The sequence below is a fragment of the Pseudoxanthomonas sp. PXM04 genome (assembly GCF_014851695.1).
GTDB lineage: Bacteria > Pseudomonadota > Gammaproteobacteria > Xanthomonadales > Xanthomonadaceae > Pseudoxanthomonas_A > Pseudoxanthomonas_A beigongshangi.
In genome coordinates, this window is sequence record NZ_JACVAG010000001.1 from 1,093,933 (window position 1) to 1,112,451 (window position 18,519).

The 18,519-nt window shown below is 67.6% G+C and carries 12 protein-coding genes; 5 read left to right on the top strand and 7 right to left on the bottom strand.

What is annotated here, in order from left to right:
• Positions 1-223: 223 nt before the first annotated feature.
• Genes IB228_RS05135 through IB228_RS05145 form a run of 3 tightly spaced genes read right to left on the bottom strand, consistent with a single transcriptional unit; the run spans position 224 to position 5,296 of the window.
• Complete coding sequence (locus IB228_RS05135) at positions 224-3,388, bottom strand: multidrug efflux RND transporter permease subunit (RefSeq protein ID WP_192197739.1); 3,165 nt, start codon at positions 3,386-3,388, stop codon at positions 224-226.
• A 12-nt stretch (positions 3,389-3,400) separates the two neighbouring features.
• Positions 3,401-4,606: an efflux RND transporter periplasmic adaptor subunit gene (locus tag IB228_RS05140; protein ID WP_183641734.1), complete on the bottom strand. Its 1,206-nt coding sequence runs from the start codon at positions 4,604-4,606 to the stop codon at positions 3,401-3,403.
• A gap of 15 nt (positions 4,607-4,621) precedes the next feature.
• Positions 4,622-5,296, bottom strand: coding sequence for a TetR/AcrR family transcriptional regulator (locus IB228_RS05145; RefSeq protein WP_183641732.1), 675 nt, complete (start codon positions 5,294-5,296; stop codon positions 4,622-4,624).
• A gap of 290 nt (positions 5,297-5,586) precedes the next feature.
• Between IB228_RS05145 and IB228_RS05150 the strand changes: the two genes are divergently transcribed.
• From IB228_RS05150 to IB228_RS05170, 5 genes are all read left to right on the top strand, one after another.
• Complete coding sequence (locus IB228_RS05150; RefSeq protein ID WP_183641730.1) at positions 5,587-10,713, top strand: NAD-glutamate dehydrogenase domain-containing protein; 5,127 nt, start codon at positions 5,587-5,589, stop codon at positions 10,711-10,713.
• A gap of 138 nt (positions 10,714-10,851) precedes the next feature.
• Positions 10,852-11,622 (top strand): NAD kinase, encoded by a 771-nt coding sequence (locus IB228_RS05155; RefSeq protein WP_192197740.1) that lies wholly within the window; start codon positions 10,852-10,854, stop codon positions 11,620-11,622.
• Between the two features lie 115 nt (positions 11,623-11,737).
• Positions 11,738-12,232, top strand: coding sequence for a hypothetical protein (locus tag IB228_RS05160; RefSeq protein ID WP_183641726.1), 495 nt, complete (start codon positions 11,738-11,740; stop codon positions 12,230-12,232).
• A gap of 62 nt (positions 12,233-12,294) precedes the next feature.
• Entirely contained in the window at positions 12,295-13,212 is a 918-nt protein-coding gene (locus IB228_RS05165) for a 5'-nucleotidase (protein WP_183641724.1), read from the top strand.
• Complete coding sequence (locus IB228_RS05170; protein ID WP_343205570.1) at positions 13,209-13,937, top strand: transferase; 729 nt, start codon at positions 13,209-13,211, stop codon at positions 13,935-13,937. Before IB228_RS05165 ends, IB228_RS05170 begins: the two co-directional genes overlap by 4 nt.
• A 532-nt stretch (positions 13,938-14,469) precedes the next feature.
• On the opposite strand, the gene IB228_RS05175 is transcribed toward IB228_RS05170, so the two are convergent.
• From IB228_RS05175 to IB228_RS05190, 4 genes are read right to left on the bottom strand one after another with little or no spacing between them, the layout of a single operon-like run.
• Complete coding sequence (locus tag IB228_RS05175) at positions 14,470-15,015, bottom strand: DUF2939 domain-containing protein (RefSeq protein ID WP_183641721.1); 546 nt, start codon at positions 15,013-15,015, stop codon at positions 14,470-14,472.
• 2 nt (positions 15,016-15,017) lie between these two features.
• The gene (locus IB228_RS05180) at positions 15,018-15,704 is read right to left on the bottom strand and encodes a DUF2461 domain-containing protein (protein ID WP_192197741.1); all 687 of its coding nucleotides are present in this window, start codon (positions 15,702-15,704) and stop codon (positions 15,018-15,020) included.
• Positions 15,701-17,140 carry an exodeoxyribonuclease I gene (gene sbcB, locus IB228_RS05185; protein WP_192197742.1) on the bottom strand — a complete coding sequence of 480 codons (1,440 nt, stop codon included), beginning with the start codon at positions 17,138-17,140 and terminating at the stop codon, positions 15,701-15,703. The genes IB228_RS05180 and sbcB overlap by 4 nt, the downstream gene beginning before the upstream one ends.
• Positions 17,137-18,507 (bottom strand): NAD(P)/FAD-dependent oxidoreductase, encoded by a 1,371-nt coding sequence (locus IB228_RS05190; protein WP_192197743.1) that lies wholly within the window; start codon positions 18,505-18,507, stop codon positions 17,137-17,139. The genes sbcB and IB228_RS05190 overlap by 4 nt, the downstream gene beginning before the upstream one ends.
• Between the last annotated feature and the right edge of the window lie 12 nt (positions 18,508-18,519).

An 18,519-nucleotide genomic window follows, 5' to 3' on the forward strand; every position in this document is an offset into this window, starting at 1 on the left:
GGAAGACGACGAACGGGCGGGGCCCGGATCGACATCTTGGATCGCGCGATTATCACGGGATGAGACGGGACGCCGGAAGGGAAGGAAGTCACCTCCTGCGCGTTAAATAATGGCCATTACAAAAATGGCGACTGCACCGCGCATGCCTTGAATCGCATCCGCCAGAAACGGAAAACCCCGGCCAGGCCGGGGTTTCCGTGTGCGTTGGCACGCCTTGGCGGCGTCAGCGCGAGGTGGGCACGTCGTGCGCCTCCAGGTACTCGCGGGACGGCTCGTCCATCTTGTCGCCGAGCACGCGCCGCACCGCGACGAAGAACACCGGGATCAGCAGCAGGCCCAGGAACGTCGCCGCCAGCATGCCGCCGATCACGCCGGTACCGATGGCGTGACGGGCATTGGCGCCGGCGCCGGACGAGATCGCCATCGGCAGCACGCCCATGATGAACGCGAACGAGGTCATCAGGATCGGGCGGAAACGCAGGTGGGCGGCGGTGATCACCGCATCCCGCAGGGTCTTGCCCATCTTGCGCTCCATGACCGCGAACTCGACGATCAGGATGGCGTTCTTGGCGGCCAGGCCGATGATGGTGATCAGGCCGATCTTGAAGAAGATGTCGTTCGACAGGCCGCGCATCATGGTGAAGGCCAGCGCGCCCAGGGCGCCCAGCGGCACCACCAGCAGCACCGCCACCGGAATCGACCAGCTCTCGTACAGGGCGGCCAGGCACAGGAACACCACCACGATCGACAGCACCATCAGCAGCGTGGCGCTGTTGCCGGCCAGGATTTCCTGGTACGACATGCCGCTCCAGTCATAGCCGAAGCCCTGCGGCAGATCGTTGGTCACGATGTTCTCCATCGTGGTCATCGCCTGGCCGGAGGAACTGCCCGGAGCGGCCGCGCCGTTGATGTTGACGGCGGCATAGCCGTTGTAGCGCGACAGCGACGGCGGCACCGAACCCATCTCCGAATGGACCACGGTGGACAGCGGGATCATCGCGCGTCCGCCGCTGGCGTCGGTCTGCAGGCTGCTGGGCGTGTAGATGCGGCCCAGTGACTCGGCGCCCGTGCGGTATGGAGCATCGGCGCGCATGTTCACGCGCTTGATACGGCCCTGGTAGAAGAAGTCGTTGACGTACACCGGGGCCAGCATCAGCTGGATCGAGGTGTAGATGTCGCCCACCGACAGTCCCATCGCCTGGGCCTGCACGCGGTCCACGCTGAGCTGCAGCTGCGGGGCGTTTTCCAGGGTGTTCGGGCGCACGCCGACCAGGGTCTTGTCCTGTGCCGCCTTGCCGAGCAGGGTGTTGCGGGCGGCCAGCAGTGCGGCCTCGCCGGCGCCGCTGCGATCCTGCAGCCACATGTCGAAGCCGCCGAACTGGCCCAGGCCCTGCACGGTGGGCAGGTTGACCACGAAGATCTGCGCCCCCTTGATGCCATACAGCGCGCCGTTGGCCTGCTGGATGAAGTCGGTGACCACGACCTCGCGCTCGTCCCATGGCTTGAGCTTGATGAACGCCATGCCGACGTTCTCGCCCTGGCCCAGGAAGCTGAAGCCGGACACCTGCATCATCCCCTCGAAGCCCTCCATCTGGCTGAGGGTGCCGCGGATCTGGGTGAACACCTCGTTGGTCTTGCTCATGGTGTTGCCCGGCGGCAACTGCACGATCGCCAGTGCGTAGCCCTGGTCTTCCTCGGGCAGGAAGCTGCTCGGGATGCGGGTGAACAGGAAGCCGCACAGCACGGTCAGCAGCGCGAACACCACCATCCAGCGCGGGGTATGCCGGATTGCCGCGCCGATGTGGCCGACGTAGGTCTTCTCGACCTTGGCGTAGTACTTCTCGAACAGGCGGAAGACGATGTTCTTCTTCTCGTGGCTGTCATGCTCGTGCTGCTTGAGGAAGCTGGCGCACAGCGCCGGGGTGAAGCCCAGCGCGAGGAACGCCGAGAACGCCATCGAGATGGCGATGGTCAGCGCGAACTGCTTGTAGATCTCGCCCGAGGCGCCGCCCTGCAGCGCGGACGGGATGAATACCGCCGCCAGCACCACGGTGATCGCGATGACCGCGCCGGTGATCTGGTCCATCGCCTTGATGGTGGCCTCGCGCGGCGGCAGTTTCTCTTCCGCCATGATGCGCTCGACGTTCTCGATCACCACGATCGCATCGTCCACCACGATGCCGATCGCCAGCACCAGCGCGAACATGGTCAGCTGGTTGATGGTGAAGCCGATGACGCTCAGGCCCCAGAACGTGCCCAGCAGGGCGACCGGGATGACCAGGGTGGGGATGATGGTGGCGCGGAAGTTCTGCAGGAAGATCAGCATCACCAGGAACACCAGCAGGATCGCCTCGAACAGGGTCTTGACGACTTCCTCGATCGAAATGGTCACGAAGGTGGTGGTGTCATACGGCGAGAACCAGGACACGCCCTGCGGGAAGCTGGGCTGCAGCTCGTCCATCTTGGTGCGCACGGCCTCGGCCACGTTCAGCGCGTTGGCGCCCGGCAGCAGCTGGATGGCGAAGGCGCCGACCGGCTTGCCGTTGTACTGGGTGTCGAAGCCGTAGTTCTGGGCGCCGAACTCAACCCGCGCCACGTCCTTCAGGCGCACGGTGGAACCGTCGCTGTTGGCGCGCAGGATAATGTTCTCGAACTGCTCCGGCGAGGTGAACCGGCCCTCGGCCGACACGGTCGCGGTGAACGCCTGGCCCTCCGGCGCCGGATCGGAACCGACCGAACCGGCGGCGAACTGCACGTTCTGGCCCTTGACCGCCGCCAGCACTTCGCTGGAGGACAGGTTGTAGCCCTGCAGCTTGCCCGGATCCAGCCAAAGGTTCATGGCGTACTCGGAACCGAAGTGCTGGGTGCTGCCGACGCCGGGGATGCGCGAGACCTGGTCAAGCACGCGCGAGGCCAGGATGTCGTTGAGGTGGTTGCGATCCACCGCCGGATTGTCCGACTGAAGGCCCACCACCATCAGGAAGCCGGCGTTGGCCTTGGCCACCACCACGCCCTGCGCGGTCACCTCGGACGGCAGGCGCGGGGTCGCCAGCGCGACCTTGTTCTGCACCTGGACCTGGGCGATGTCGGCGTCGGTGCCGGTCTGGAAGGTCAGGGTGACCGTCGCGCGACCGGAAGAGCTCGACGTGGAACTGAAATACAGCAGGTTGTCGATACCGGTGAGCTGTTGTTCGATGACCTGGGTCACCGAGCGCTCGGTGGTCTCGGCGCTGGCGCCGGGATAGCTCGCGCTGACCGTCACCTGCGGCGGGGCGATGGAGGGATAGGACTCCACGCCCAGGTTGAGGATCGAGATCACGCCCGCGAGCGAGATCAGGATCGACACGACCCAGGCGAAGACCGGATGGTTGATGAAAAACTTGGGCATGGGGGCGGATCCTTATTCGGCCTTGCCTTCCGGCTTCGCGCCTTCGGCGGCCGCGGGCTTCTGGCCCGCCGCGGCCCCCGGCTGGGCCGGCTTGGCGCCGGCGGTCACGGGCTTGGCGGGAGCGCCTTCGCGAACCTTCTGCAGTCCGTCCACGACGACCTGGTCACCGGCGGCCAGGCCGCTGGTGATCAGCCAGTTGGCGCCGACGGCCTGCTTGGCATCCACCGGCTTGCGCACGACCTTGCCGTCCTGGCCGACGACCATCGCATAGGCGCCCTGGGTGTCGCGCTGGATCGCGCCCTGCGGGATCAGGAAGGCATTGTTCTGCTGGCCCAGGGTGGCGCGCAGGGTGACGAACGCGCCGGGCAGCAGCTTGCGATCCGGGTTGGGCAGGGTAGCGCGCAGCGAGACGCTGCCGGTGGCGGGATCCACCACCACGCCGGAGAAATCCAGGGTGCCCGGCTGGTCGTAGATCGTACCGTCGGCGAGCTTGACCTGGACCTGGGCGGTGCCGGTGTCGGACAACTGCACATTGCCTCCGCTCTGGGCACTGCGCAGCGCTTCCAGTTCGGCCGCGCTGATCGAGAAGTTGACGTACAGCGGATCGAGCTGATCGACGGTGGTCAGCAGGGTGGCTTCACCCTGGCCGACCAGCGCGCCCTCGGTCACCTGCTGCTTGCCCGCACGGCCGGAAATCGGCGCGGTGACGCTGGCGTAGCCCAGGTTGATGCGTGCGGTCTCGACGTTGGCGCGGGCCTGCTGGACCGCGGCGGCGGCACTGCGTTCGGCGGCCTCGGCGTTGTCCAGGTCGGATTTGGACACGAACTTCTGCGGCGCCAGCTGGCGGGCGCGATCGGCGGAGACCTTGGCGTTGGCGTAGGTCGCCTGCGCCGAGGCCAGGTTGGCCTGCGCCGCGCTAAGCGAAGCGCGCAGCGGCGCCGGATCGATCTGGAACAGCACCTGGCCTTCCTTCACGTCGGTGCCTTCCTGGTACACGCGCTTGACCAGCACGCCGGAGACGCGGGCGCGCACGTCGGAACTGCGGACCGGGGACAACCGGCCGACCAGATCACGCTCCAGCGGCACGGTCTGCGGATTGGCCTTGACCACACCGACTTCGGGTGGCGGCATCTGCGGCTGTTCCTGGTTCTTGCTGCAGGCAGCCAGTGCCAGTGCGAGGGCACAGCAAAGGGCGACGGAACGGACGGGGGCGGTCATCGGTGGAGCTCCGTGTCAGATTTGGAATTCTTGGGGGGGTATAGAGGGGGCGTCCGCCGCCGCCGCCCTGCCGATGGCGGGCGGGAAGGCGCGGAGGAACCCGTCGACGGCGAACTCGGCCCAGCGGCGGCGGGCCGCGAGGCTGCGTCGATGCGGTACGGCGAAGCGCTGCCGTTCGAAATCAAGGCCGGTAATCATGCTCAACAGCAACTCGGCCGCCAGGTGCGGATCGTCCTGCTTCAGCAGGCCGCGTTCCATGGCCGAGGCGAGCCAGCGGGCAAGCCGTTCCGTCAGCCGCTCGCAACCGTCCCGGTACAGCGCTTTCGCCTCTTCGGGAAACTGGTGGGCCTCCGCGGTGAGCAACTGGCTGGTTGCGACCACCGAAGGATCGCACAGGTGGGCCAGATGCTCCATCGCGAAGGCGAGCAGGGTCCCGCGGACATCGTTGCCGGTACCGGGACCGTCCTCCAGGCGAACGGTGGTCAGGTCCAGGTGCTCGTCGATCATGCTGCGCAGGAGCGCCTGCTTGCTGCCGAACTGGGCATACAGGGTCTGCTTGGAGCAGCCGGCCCGGGCGGCCACCGCATCCATGCTGATCCGGAATCCCTGCTCGGCCAGCAACTCGCGGACGGCCGCGTGCACGCGTTGCCGTCGCTGGATCGCGGCGAAGGAGGGGAGGACGGACGACATAAGGCGTTGGACTATACCGTCCAGTTTAGAATTTGAACAGGCTTGAAAGGCGGCTTGGCGTGTGTGCAAAGGGCGCCATTCATGCTGGAGGCGCCAGAGGTTCCCCGATGGGGATTCCATCGGCATGCGCATGGCTCCGTCATCGCACCGGGAATCACCGATGAGGCAAATCGCCTAGTCCTTCGTCTAGTGCTTTGCAACCCCTTCTTATGACGCCGCGCAACAAGTTTTGTCATGGCGACGGGGGATACAATGACCATTCGACTACCAATCGTAGAGTCTCCATCTGCATGAACGCTGTGCGCAGCTCCAAGAAAGCCCCGAAGAAACAGAAGCCCAAACCGGCCGCGGCCAAGTCCGCCAAGGCGGTGACGCCGAAGAAGACCCCGACCAAGAAGGTGGCTGCCCGACCGGAGACCGGCGCGGCCAAGGCCGCGGGGGCAGCGGGCAAGGCCGCGGCCAGCAAGACCAGCAAGGCGGTCAAGACCATCCCGGCGGGCAGCGCGGGCAAGGGGCCGGCGGTGTTCTCGCTGGAGCCGATTTACGCGGCCATCCGCAAGCGCGTGCCGGCGGCGCGCCAGGCCGAGGCGCTGGCCTTCACCGAAGCGTTCTACAAGCGGATGGCGGATGACGAGTATCCGCACCACGCACCGGAAATCTGGGCGGCCATCGCCGCCGACATGCTGGAATTCGCGCGGGCGCGCAAGCCCGGCACCGCCAACGTGCGCGTGTTCAACGCCACCGCCCAGGCCAATGGCTGGGAAGCGCCGCACACCGTGCTGCAGATCATCAACGACGACATGCCGTTCCTGGTCGACTCGGTCAGCATGGCGCTTGCGGAGATGGGCGTGGGCGTGCACGTACTGGGCCACCCGCTGGTGCGTTTCACCCGCGACAAGGCCGGCAAGGCGACCGCGGTGGGCGAGGGCAAGCCGGAATCGCTGATGGTGCTGGAGATCGATCGCCAGCAGGCCGGCGACATGCCGCGCATCGAACAGCGCATCCGCCAGGTGCTGGGAGAAGTGCGCGCGATCGTCCGCGACTGGAGCGTGATGCGCGAGAAGATGCTCACGCTGGCCGACGATCTGGCCACCCGCCGCCTGCCGATCAGCGACGCCGGCCGCCACGAGGCGCAGGAATTCCTGCGCTGGGCCGCCAATGACCACTTCACCTTCTTCGGCTACCGCGAGTACCGCGTGGAGAAGGGCAATGGCGACGGCATCCTGCGTGCGGTGGAAGACAGTGGCCTGGGCCTGCTGCGGGGCGACGACGCCTCGACGCCGCGCAGCGTCAAGACCCTGGCCGCGCACTACATGCCGCAATCCGGTTCGGTAGATGCATTGATCCTGACCAAGACCAACCGCCGCTCGAACGTGCATCGCCCGGGCAACATGGACTACATCGGCGTGCTGGAATTCGACGCCAAGGGCACCCCGATCGCCGAGCAGCGCTTCATCGGCCTGTACACGTCCAGCGCCTACAACCGCCGTCCGTGGGAAATCCCGCTGGTGCGCGAGCGCCATGAATTCGTGATGCGCAATTCCGGCCTGTCGCCGAGCAGCCACAGCGGCAAGGCGTTGCGCCACATCCTGGAAACCCTGCCGCGCGAGGAACTGTTCCAGTCCAGCGAGGAAGAACTCAACCGCACCGCGATGGGCATCCTCGGCCTGCAGGAGCGCGTGCGCAGCAAGCTGTTCCTGCGCCGTGATCGCTATGGCCGCTTCTTCTCCGCGCTGGTGTACATCCCGCGCGATCGCTTCAACACCGACGTGCGCCTGCGCATCGAGGCGCTGTTGAAGCAGGCCCTGCATGGCGAGTACGTCGACACCAACGTGCAACTGGGCGAGTCGCCGCTGGCGCAGCTGCACCTCACCATCCGCCCGAAGGCCGGCGAGCAGATCGACGTCGACACCGCCGCGCTGGAAGCCGACATCGCCCACCTGCTGCGCAACTGGCAGGACGATCTGCGCGAGACGCTGATCGCGCGCCACGGCGAGGGCGAGGGCCTGAAGCTGATGAGCCGTTTCGGCCGCGCGCTGCCGGCCGGCTACATCGAGACGGTGTCGCCGGAATTCGCCGCCAACGACGTGGAGAACCTGGCCGCGCTCGACGGTCCGGACGCGCTGCGCCTGAGCCTGCACCGCTCGCGCCGCGCGCGCGCCGGCGAGGGCCGGTTGCGGCTCAACCTGTATCGCCAGCAGGCCGATATTCCGCTGTCGGACGCGCTGCCGCTGATGGAGAACATGGGCCTGCGGGTCATCTCCGAACACCCGTTCCGGCTGGAGGCCGCCGAGCCGGTCTACATCCAGGAGTTCGAGGTGGAAGCGGTGGGCGGCGCGATCGATACCGATCGCCTGCACGCGCAGTTCGAGGAAGCCTTTGCCCGGATCTGGCACGGCGACGCCGAGAACGACGGCTTCAACCGGCTGGTGCTCGGCGCGAGCCTGGCCTGGCGCCAGATCGCGATGCTGCGTGGTTACTGCAAGTACCTGCTGCAGACCGGCGTGCCGTTCTCGCAGAGCTACGTCGAGGAGACGCTGAACCGTTATCCGCTGCTCGCTCGCCTGCTGGTCGAACTGTTCGAGGCGCGTTTCGATCCGGCGGTCGGCCATGAGAGCAAAGCCGAAATCAAGGCCGGCCAGGAGCGTTTCGCCGCCCAGTTGCGCGCGTTGGCGCAGGGCGACGAAGCCACGCTGACGGCATTGCAACCGGTGCTGGACGCCCGTGGCGGCAAGCGCGAGGAACAGGTCGAGGCGACCCACAAGGCGCTGCTCAAGCTGATGGATCGCGTGTCCAGCCTGGATGAAGACCGCATCCTGCGCGGTTTCATCGGCGCCATCGAGGCGACCCTGCGCACTAGCTACTACCAGATTGGCGTGGATGGCCAGCCGGCCCACACGATCGCCTTCAAGTTCGATTCGGCCAAGGTGCCGGATCTGCCCAAGCCGCGTCCGTATCGCGAGATCTTCGTGTACGGCCCGCGCGTGGAAGGCGTGCACCTGCGGTTCGGCCCGGTCGCCCGCGGCGGCCTGCGCTGGTCGGATCGCCGCGAGGATTTCCGCACCGAGGTGCTGGGCCTGGTCAAGGCGCAGATGGTGAAGAACACCGTGATCGTGCCGGTCGGCGCGAAGGGCGGTTTCTTCGTCAAGCGTCCGCCGGTGGGGGGAGATCGCGACGCGGTGCTGGCCGAAGGCATCGCCTGCTACAAGATGTTCATCCAGGGCCTGCTGGACATCACCGACAACATCGTCGGCGGCAAGATCGTTCCGCCGCTGAACGTGGTCCGCCACGATCAGGACGATCCGTACCTGGTGGTCGCCGCCGACAAGGGCACGGCGACGTTCTCCGACATCGCCAATGGCCTGGCCATCGCCCACAACTTCTGGCTGGGCGACGCGTTCGCCTCCGGCGGTTCGGTCGGCTATGACCACAAGGGCATGGGCATCACCGCGCGCGGCGCCTGGGAATCGGTCAAGCGTCATTTCCGCGCGTTGGGCCGCGATTCGCAGACCCAGGACTTCACCTGCGTGGGCATCGGCGACATGTCCGGCGACGTGTTCGGCAACGGCATGCTGCTGTCGCCGCACATCCGCCTGGTGGCCGCGTTCGATCATCGCCACATCTTCCTGGACCCGTCGCCGGAAGCGGCGCGCAGCTTCCAGGAGCGCCAGCGCCTGTTCAAGCTGCCGCGTTCCAGCTGGGCCGATTACGACACCAAGCTGATCTCCAAGGGCGGCGGCATCCATCCGCGTACCGCCAAGTCGATCGAGATCACTCCGCAGGTGCGCGAGGTGCTGGGCCTGGCCGACGGCGTGAAGTCGCTGTCGCCCAACGAACTGATGAGCGCGATCCTGAAGTCGCCGGTCGACCTGCTGTGGAATGGCGGCATCGGCACCTATGTCAAGGCCAGCAGCGAGACCAACGCCGATGTCGGCGACCGCGCCAACAACGGCCTGCGCGTGGACGGGCGCGACCTGCGCTGCAAGGTGGTCGGCGAGGGCGGCAACCTGGGCCTGACCCAGTTGGGCCGCATCGAGGCCGCCCAGCATGGCGTGCTGCTCAACACCGACTTCATCGACAACTCCGCCGGCGTGGACACCTCCGATCACGAGGTGAACATCAAGATCCTGCTCAACGGCGTGGTGCAGGAGAAGAAGCTGCGCATGGATGCCCGCAACAAGTTGCTGGCGGACATGACCGACGAGGTCGCCCAGTTGGTGCTGTGGGACAACTACCGCCAGAACCAGGCGCTCAGCCTGATGGAGCGGATGAGCGCGGCGCGCCTGGGTTCCAAGCAGCACTTCATCCAGACCCTGGAATCCCAGGGCCTGCTGGATCGCCAGATCGAGTACCTGCCCTCGGATGCGGAACTGGCCGAGCGCAAGGCGCGCGGGCAGGGCATGACCCGGCCGGAACTGGCGGTGCTGCTGTCGTACTCCAAGCTGGTGGCGTTCCAGCAATTGCTGGATTCGGACATCCCGGAAGATCCGTACCTGTCCAAGGAACTGCAGCGCTACTTCCCCAAGCCGCTGCAGAAGAAGTACGCCGCGGACATGGAGAAGCACCGCCTGAAGCGCGAAATCATCGCCACCGCGGTGACCAACACCACCATCAACCGGATGGGCGCGACCTTCCTGCTGCGCATGCAGGAGGACACCGGCCGCAGCCCGGCGGAGGTCGCCAAGGCCTTCACCATCACCCGCGAGACGCTGGACGCGCGTGAGCTGTGGGTGCAGATCGACGCTCTCGACGGCAAGGTGCCGGAGTCGGTGCAGATCGACGCGTTGCAGGTGATCTGGTCGGTGCAGCGTACCTTCACCCGCTGGTTGCTGACCCGCCAGGGTCCGATCCCGGCGATCGCCACCGCGGTGGAGCGCTACTACGACGGCTTCAACGAGATCCGGGCCGCCGACGGCGTGCTGCCGGACTCGCTGCGTCCGGCGTACAACGCCAGCCTGCAGACCTGGAAGGACAAGGGCCTGCCGGCCGGCCTCGCGGGCCAGTTGGCGGCGCTGCCGTACCTGGAGCCATCCTGCGACATCATCGAACTGGCGCGTGCCCGCAAGCTCAAGCCGGTCGAGGTGTCGAAGGTCCACTACCGCCTGGGCGAAGCCCTGCACCTGCCGTGGCTGGTGGATCAGGTCGACGCGCTGAAGGTCGACGGGCGCTGGCATGCGGTGGCCCGTGGCGTGCTGCGCGACGAGCTGACCAACCACCAGCGCACGCTGACCTCGCAGGTGCTGTCGATGCCCGGCAACACCGCCGACGCCAAGGTCCAGGCATGGCTGCAGCGCGGTGACGCCGGCCTGCGCTTCACCCTGGCCATGCTCAACGAGCTGGCCGCGCAGAAGACGCTGGACTATCCGACCGCTTCGGTGGCCGTGCAGCGACTGGGCCAGTTGGCCGCGCAGGGCTGATCGCGGCGCTCGTGATGGCGAAAACAGGCCGGGGCAACCCGGCCTGTTTTTTTGCGCGGCCCGGAACGGATGGCATCGCGGTCATCCAATCCCGGGCTTCTGCCGTTATCCTCTCCGGCAAGCCACCAGGAACCCGGGATGAGCCAGACGCCCCGCATCGCCTTTCTCGCCAGTCCGGCCGCCGAAGCGCAGCACGCGCTGGCCGAACTGACCGCCCTGCACGGCAGCCAGGATCCGCAGGAAGCCGACGTGCTGTGCGCGCTCGGCGGCGACGGCTTCATGCTGCAGACCCTGCATCGGCACGGTAGCCTGGGCAAACCGGTGTTCGGCATGAAGCTGGGAACGGTCGGGTTCCTGATGAACCAGTACCGCAGCGAGGATCTGCTGGACCGGCTCGCCCAGGCCGAGCCGGCCAAGCTGCGGCCGCTGGAGATGCTGGCGCTGACCGAATCCGGCGCCAGTACCGGCTCGCTGGCCTACAACGAGGTCTCGCTGCTGCGCCAGACCCGCCAGGCCGCGCACATCCGCATCGATCTGAACGGACAGACCCGGCTGGACGAACTGATCTGCGACGGCGTGCTGACCGCCACGCCGGCCGGCAGCACCGCCTACAACTTCTCCGCGCATGGTCCGATCCTGCCGCTGGGTTCGAGCACGATCGCGCTGACCCCGATCGCGCCTTTCCGCCCGCGCCGCTGGCGCGGCGCGATCCTGCGCGCGAACACCGAGGTGCGGTTCCGGGTGCTGGACCCGTACAAGCGGCCGGTCAGCGCCACCGCCGACTCGCACGAAGTCCGCGACGTGGTGGAGGTGACGATCCGCGAATCGCAGGACCGAACCGTGACCCTGTTGTTTGACCCGGAGCACAATCTGGAGGAACGTATCCTCAGCGAACAGTTCGTGGTGTAACGGGCGGTGCGGGGAAGCGGCGTGGGGACGCCGCCATGCAGCAAGCAACGTCAGGGCCGTCCGGCACCGGGAGGAGTGCGGACGGGGTAGTCCGATGCCGAACAGGAGTCAGGGGATGAAACACTGGTGGTTGTGGGGGCTTTGCGCGCTGTTGCCCGCGCAGGGCGTGCAGGCGTGCGGACTGAACACGCACATGGCGCCTTTCGAACTGCAGGCCGGGGCCACGCCCACGGACGCGCCGGAAGACACGTTGCGCGCGCCGGAACTGAAGGTCACCGAGATTACCCGCGGGCTGGGCGGCATGGCCGGCACCTGCGACGGTTCGGGCCTGCTGGGGGTGCGCCTGGACTGGCCGCGCGGCGATTACGGACTGGAAGACATCGGTTTCGAGTTCCGGGTGGTTTCGGCGGACACCAGCTATGCGGTGTTTCCGGCCGAACCGGTACGGGTGATCAGCAACAGCCGCCGCGCCGAACTGCTGTTCCTGTGGCCGGATGACGCGCCCGCGCAGCAGAAGCCGCTGCGCATGGAGGTCGAGGTGCGTGCGGTGACCCGCGATTACCGGCGTGGTCCGCCCGCGCGCTTCATGGTGGATTCGACCGAGGATTGAGCGGCGGCGGGCGGGGCGGGGCCGGCTCGCGGGGAAGCCCCGCGATGGCGGATACTGTGCGCATGGCCGACAATACCCCCCGCCTGTTGACCGTCGCGGTGACATCGCGCGCCCTGTTCGATCTGGAGGACAGCCACGCGCTGTTCGAACGCCAGGGCGTGGATGCCTACAGCGACCACCAGCGCAAGCACGAGGACGACGTGCTCGCGCCGGGCGTCGCGTTCCCGGTGGTGCGCAAGCTGCTGGCGCTGAATGCCGGCGCGCCCGACGACACGCCGCGGGTGGAGGTCATCCTGCTGTCGCGCAATTCCGCCGACACCGGCCTGCGCATCTTCAATTCCATCCAGCACCACGGCCTGGGCATCGTGCGCGCGGTGTTCACCTCCGGCGAGCCGACCTGGCCTTACATCCGGCCGTTCGGGGCGGACCTGTTCCTGTCCGCCAACCCGGATTCGGTACGGCGTTCGCTGGAGCATGGCATCGCCGCGGCCACCATCCTGCCGGCGCAGGCGCACCGGCAGCGCCACGAGGACCAGTTGCGGATCGCCTTCGATGGCGACGCGGTGATCTTCGGCGACGAGAGCGAGCGGATTTCGCGCGAGCAGGGCGTGGAAGCGTTCGGCCGGCACGAACGCGAGAATGCGCGCGCGCCGCTGTCGGGCGGACCGTTCAAGGGCTTCCTGTCGGCACTGCACCAGTTGCAGGAAATGTTCCCGGCCGGCGAGCACTCGCCGATTCGCACCGCGCTGGTTACCGCCCGTTCGGCGCCGGCGCACGAACGGGTCATCCGCACGCTGCGCGAGTGGGGCGTGCGCCTGGACGAAGCGCTGTTCCTGGGCGGACGTCACAAGGGGCCATTCCTGGACGCCTTCGGCGCCGACATCTTCTTCGACGATTCCCAGCACAACATCGACAGCGCACGCCCGCACGTGGCCGCCGGCCACGTCCCGCACGGCGTGGCCAACGATCCGGCGCCGTGAACGAAGGCGCCCCCCGGGTCCATCGCGGCTGGTGGTACACCACGCTGCAATTCAATCGCGACGTGACCCAGAGCCGCATGCTGACCTGGTGGCCGGACTTGCTTCAGGTCGGCTACACCCGCACCATGCTGGCCGCGCTGCTGCTGCGCCCGCGGCCGCCACGGATCGGAATCATCGGGCTGGGCGGCGGATCCCAGGCCAAGTTCTGCCATCGGCACCTGCCGGAAGCTTCCATCGAGGCGTTCGAAAGCGATGTCCGCGTGCTGGCGTTGCGCGATGCCTTCCGCGTTCCCGCCAACAGCGGGCGCTTCCAGGCCCGGCTGGGAGACGGCGCGGCGATGCTGCGCCAGCGTCGTGGCGCCTATGATCTGCTGCTCGTGGATGCCTACGAGGCGGAGGGCATCTCGCCCTCGGTCTCGACCCAGGCGTTCTACGACGACTGCCGGGATGCGCTGGCCGAAGGCGGGGCGATGGCGGTCAATCTCTACGCCACCGACGCGCGCCGGCATCTGGTGCGGATGCGGCGCAGCTTTGGCGGACGCGTGCTGGCGCTGGAGGAACCCCGCATGAGCAACCGGATCGCGTTCGCCTGGCAGCCGGGCGGTGTCGTTGCCGATCCCCGCGAGGAGCTGGCGCGCCTGCCGCGCGCGGCGCGTTGGCAACTGGCCGCACGGTTCCTGCGCCTGGCGCGCGCACGCCGGGATTGGCAGCCGCGCGATCGCTGACCCTTGGAGCCGGGCTTGCTTGGCTGGTGGGGCGTTCGGGCACGTTGGATATACGAGGAAGCGGAGCAAGCTCCGCTCTACGCCGGTGTGTAGAGCCGAGCTTGCTCGGCTGGGGATGCTGGGCGTTCGCACGTGCTGGACAGCCGGGGAAGCGGAGCAAGCTCCGCTCTACGCCGGGTTGTGGAGCCGAGCTTGCTCGGCTGGGGATGCCTGGGCGTTCGGACATGTTGGACGGCCGGAAAGCGGAGCAAGCTCCGCTCTACGCCGGGTTGTAGAGCCGAGCTTGCTCAGCTGGGATGCCTGGGCGTTCGGACGTGCTGGACAGCCGGGGAAGCGGAGCAAGCTCCGCTCTACGCCGGGTTGTGGAGCCGAGCTTGCTCGGCTGGGGATGCCTGGGCGTTCGGACGTGCTGGACAGCCGGGGAAGCGGAGCAAGCTCCGCTCTACGCCGGGTTGTGGAGCCGAGCTTGCTCGGCTGGGGGCTTGGGCGTTCGGACGTGCTGGACGGCCGGGAAAGCGGAGCAAGCTCCGCTCTACGGGCCGTCCAGGGGCAGGCGGATGTCGGTGAGCCGCCAGCGCAGGCCCTGGCGGGTGAACACGCAGACGACCGGGCGGCCGTCCTCGTCGTGGATGGTCGCGGTGAAGCGCGAGAGGGATTCGAAACGATGCTTGGCGTCCTTCAGCGGATCCGCGGGTACCGGTGGCGCATGGGTATCGCCGCCGACGGTGTCGCCGACCGCCTTCTTCCACATCGAACGGCCCTGCAGGATGGCGCCGATGCCCAGCGGCGTGACCATCGTGTCGACGCCGCTGCCGATGACGTTGTTCGCCACCGACAGCGCGAACGCGCCGAGCAGGCTGGACTGGAACCCGGGGCCGGCGCGGCGGGCCAGTTGGTCTTCCACCTGCGCGCGCAGGTTGACCCGCAGGGCGGGGAAGTCCACGTGGCGTTCCAGCTTGGCGGTGTCCTGTTCGGCCAGCGCCTGGCGGATGCCGTGGATCGCCAGGTAGGGGCCCGCGGCGAGGTAGCCGAGCAAACCGGCGATCAGCAGGACGGCCAGGGCGATCCACTTCTTCATGGCTAGAACTCCAGGTCCAGGGCCGCGCACAGGTAGTCTACGAACGGCGCCAGCGCGGCCAGGTCGGCGGCCAGCACCTGGCGCAGTTTAGGTCCGGTCATCACGCTGTCGTCCAGCGAACGCCAGAACACGAAGTTCTTGTGCTTGAGATCGTCGATGAATTCGAACTCGGCCGGAAACCCGCGCGGCGGCCGGGTCAGCATCTCGCTTTCCTCGAAGTCGAAGCGCCGGCGGAACTTCGGCGCGTGCGCGGCGGCTTTCCAGCTGCCGGGATTGTCGAAGATGAACTGGCGCACCCGGCGCTGGGTATCCGGCTCCGGATGCCACAACCCGGCGCCGACGAAGCATTCGCCCGGCTGCAGGTGGATGTAGAACGACGGCGCCGGCACCTGCTTGCGGCGTTCGTGGTACAGGCGTGCGCCCTGCCAGGATTTGTAGGGCGACTTGTCGGTGGAGAAGCGGGCGTCGCGGTAGATCCGGAACAGCGAACCACCGACCGTCTTCGGATCGGAACGGAAATGTTCGCTGACCTGCGCCAGATCCGGTTGCAGATCGGTCAGCAGGCGCAGGAACGGTTCCTTGATGTGCTCCTCGTACTGCGCCTTGTGCGCGGCGAACCAGGTCTTGTCGTTGTGCCGCGCCAGTCCGCGCAGGAACTTGAAACTGGCGTCGGAAAAATAACTGCTCACAGGCTCTGCTCCAGATCCCGGCCCCAGGCCTGCAACTGGTCGAGCAGGGCCTGCTTCGGGCCGTCGGTGGTGGGGGCCGCGCGCAGCGCGGCGATTTCAGCGTGGAAACTTTCGAAACCGTACTCGGAAAGCCCACTGTCGCCGATCAGGCGCCGGCGGCGGTAATCGTCCCAGCGCAGGCGTTCGTCGGCGGTCAAGGTGGCCGGCCAGTTGCGCGCGCGGTAGCGGAACAGCAGTTCCGGCAGGCGCGGGTCGCGGAAACCGAAGTCGCGCTGGCCCAGCAGTTCCGGCGGGGTGGCGCGCAGATCGGGAAACCGGCGGCGGTCGCCGTCGCCAAGGAAACCGCCATACAGCGAGGCATCGACATCGGGCACGGCGAACTCGCGTTCGCCGGCGAACACGCGGCGCACCTTCTCGGCCAGCGCCGGTCCGGCCGCGCGCAGGCGGATGGCATTGGCCTCGGTGATCAGCAGGTCGATGCGCAGGCGTTCGAAGTCGGCATCGCGCAGGTGTGCCAGGGCGACCAGCACCGGTGCCTTGTTCAGGTGGATTTCCTTCAGCGGAATGCGCGATTCACCCGGCGGCAGATCCGCCGCGGGCGTGTACAGGCGATCGGCGATGGCTTCCGGTGCCAGGTGCAGCAGCGGATCCGGGTCGGCATCCAGGTCGTACACGATGATGCGGTTGTCGTATTGCGGATGGCGCGCCAGCGGCAGCACCAGCGCCGCGCACATGCGGCTGGCCGGATAGCGCTGGGAGATGTGCAGGACCGGGGTCATCGCCACCGTGTCCAGCAGGCTGGCGGCGAAGCGCTTGTCGCGCAGTTTCAGCGCGTATTCCCACAGGCGGGGTTGCGCCTGGCGCATCCGCCGGGCCATGCCGATGGTCGCGCGCACGTCGGACAGCGCCTCGTGCGCATCGCCCTGGCGGACATCGTTGGCCAGCGCGAGGTGTTCCAGCCGGAACGAGGTGACGCCATCCTCGCGCTGCGGCCAGACGATGCCGTCCGGGCGCAGTGCGTGGGTCAACCGCATCACGTCCAGCAGATCCCAGCGCGAATTTCCGCCGCGCCATTCGCGCTCGTAGGGGTCGAAGAAGTTGCGGAACAGGCCGTGGCGGACGAACTCGTCATCGAAGCGCAGCGAGTTGTAGCCCAGCGTGCAGGTATCCGGCCGCGACATCTCGTCGGCGATGCGGGCGAACGCCGCCGCCTCGTTGACGCCCTGGCGCGCGGCCTGCTGCGGGGTGATGCCGGTGATCAGCGTGGCGGTGGGCGAGGGCAGCAGATCGTCGGCGGGCTGGACGAAGAAATCGATCGGATCCTCGATCGGATTCAGCTCCGCATCGGTGCGCTGGGCGGCGAACTGGGCGATGCGGGTACGGCGCGGATCCGCGCCGAAGGTCTCCAGATCGTAGAACAGGAAGCTGGCGCTCACCGCGCTTCCGCCTCCAGCGGTTGCAGGCGACGGATCACTTCGGCATCCACCCGCGCCCAGTCCACCTGATCCAGGCGTTCCAGTCCCCGGGTGGCGGCGACCAGCAGATCGCGCTGGACGATGCTGCGCTCCAGCGCGACCCGATAGGGAATGCGCAGGAAGGTGACCATGGTGTAGTGCGGTACGAAGCGGCCCGGATGGCGCTCCTGCAGGGTCCGTTCCAGCTCGCGCTGGAGCAGGAACGCCGCGTCGTCCACCTTGTCGCGCATTTCCACGTAGTTCTCCAGCGCCATTTCCTGGATCGCGCGCGCGTTGGGCTGGCGCTCGCGCTGGAACGCGGCGAAGGCCTCGGCGCGTTCCCCGTGGCGCTCCAGTTGCTCGGCCAGCGCCACGCAGTCCTCGAAGGCGCAGTTCATGCCTTGGCCGTGGAACGGCACCATCGCGTGGGCGGCGTCACCGAGCAGGACCGCGCGGTCGTCGATGTACCAGCGGTCCAGGTACAGGGTGGCCAGCAGGCCGACCGGGTTGCGGTGCCAGTCCTCTTCCAGGTGCGGGATCAGCGGCACCGCATCGGGGAAGTCGCGTTCGAACAGCGCGCGCGCCTGCGCCGGCGTGTGCACGGTGTCGAAACCGGGATCGCCGTGGTTGGGCAGGAACAGGGTGACGGTGAAGGTCTTTTCGTCGTTGGGCAGGGCGATGCACATGTAGTGGCCGCGCGGCCAGATGTGCAGGGCGTTGGGTTCGATCTGGAAGCCGCCGTCGGCCGCCGGCGGGATTTCCAGTTCCTTGTAGGAGTGGTCGAGGAAATCGGTGCGCTCGCCGAGATCGGTGCGCAGCCGCATCGCCGCGCGCAGCGACGAACCGGCGCCGTCGGCGCCAACCAGCGAACGGAAGTCGATGGGATGGCGGCCGCCATCGCGATCATCGGTGAAGGTGGCCACCCGGTCCTGAAAATCCACCGTGTCCAGCTGGCGGTGGAAATGCAGCGAAGCGCCGGCCTGTTCGGCCAGGTCGAGCAGGGTGATGTTGAGATCGCCGCGGTGCACCGACCAGATCACTTCCGAATCGTCGCGACCGTAGCGCTGCAACTGCGGCTGGCCGTCGCGCGGGTGGACCATGCGCCCGCGCATCATCACCGCCTGCTTCATCACCGCCTCGTCGGCGTCGGCCTGGCGCAGCGCGTGGCGGCCGCGCTCGGCCAGGGCCAGGTTGATCGATCGGCCGCCGCCATAGCCTTTGACGCGCGGGTCGCCGCGTTTTTCGTACACGTCCACCCGCCAGCCCTTGCGGGCCAGCAGGGTCGCCAGCAGCGCGCCGGCCAGGCCGGCGCCGATGATGGTGAGGGAACGGTCGTTGGATGCGTTCAAGGGGTTGCTCCG

Coding starts and splice junctions, on each gene's coding strand:
- IB228_RS05175 (WP_183641721.1), bottom strand. CDS start 15,015: ATGAAGAAGTGGATCGCCCTGGCCGTCCTGCTGATCGCCGGTTTGCTC.
- IB228_RS05135 (WP_192197739.1), bottom strand. CDS start 3,388: ATGCCCAAGTTTTTCATCAACCATCCGGTCTTCGCCTGGGTCGTGTCG.
- IB228_RS05150 (WP_183641730.1), top strand. CDS start 5,587: ATGAACGCTGTGCGCAGCTCCAAGAAAGCCCCGAAGAAACAGAAGCCC.
- IB228_RS05145 (WP_183641732.1), bottom strand. CDS start 5,296: ATGTCGTCCGTCCTCCCCTCCTTCGCCGCGATCCAGCGACGGCAACGC.
- IB228_RS05165 (WP_183641724.1), top strand. CDS start 12,295: ATGGCCGACAATACCCCCCGCCTGTTGACCGTCGCGGTGACATCGCGC.
- IB228_RS05160 (WP_183641726.1), top strand. CDS start 11,738: ATGAAACACTGGTGGTTGTGGGGGCTTTGCGCGCTGTTGCCCGCGCAG.
- IB228_RS05140 (WP_183641734.1), bottom strand. CDS start 4,606: ATGACCGCCCCCGTCCGTTCCGTCGCCCTTTGCTGTGCCCTCGCACTG.
- IB228_RS05155 (WP_192197740.1), top strand. CDS start 10,852: ATGAGCCAGACGCCCCGCATCGCCTTTCTCGCCAGTCCGGCCGCCGAA.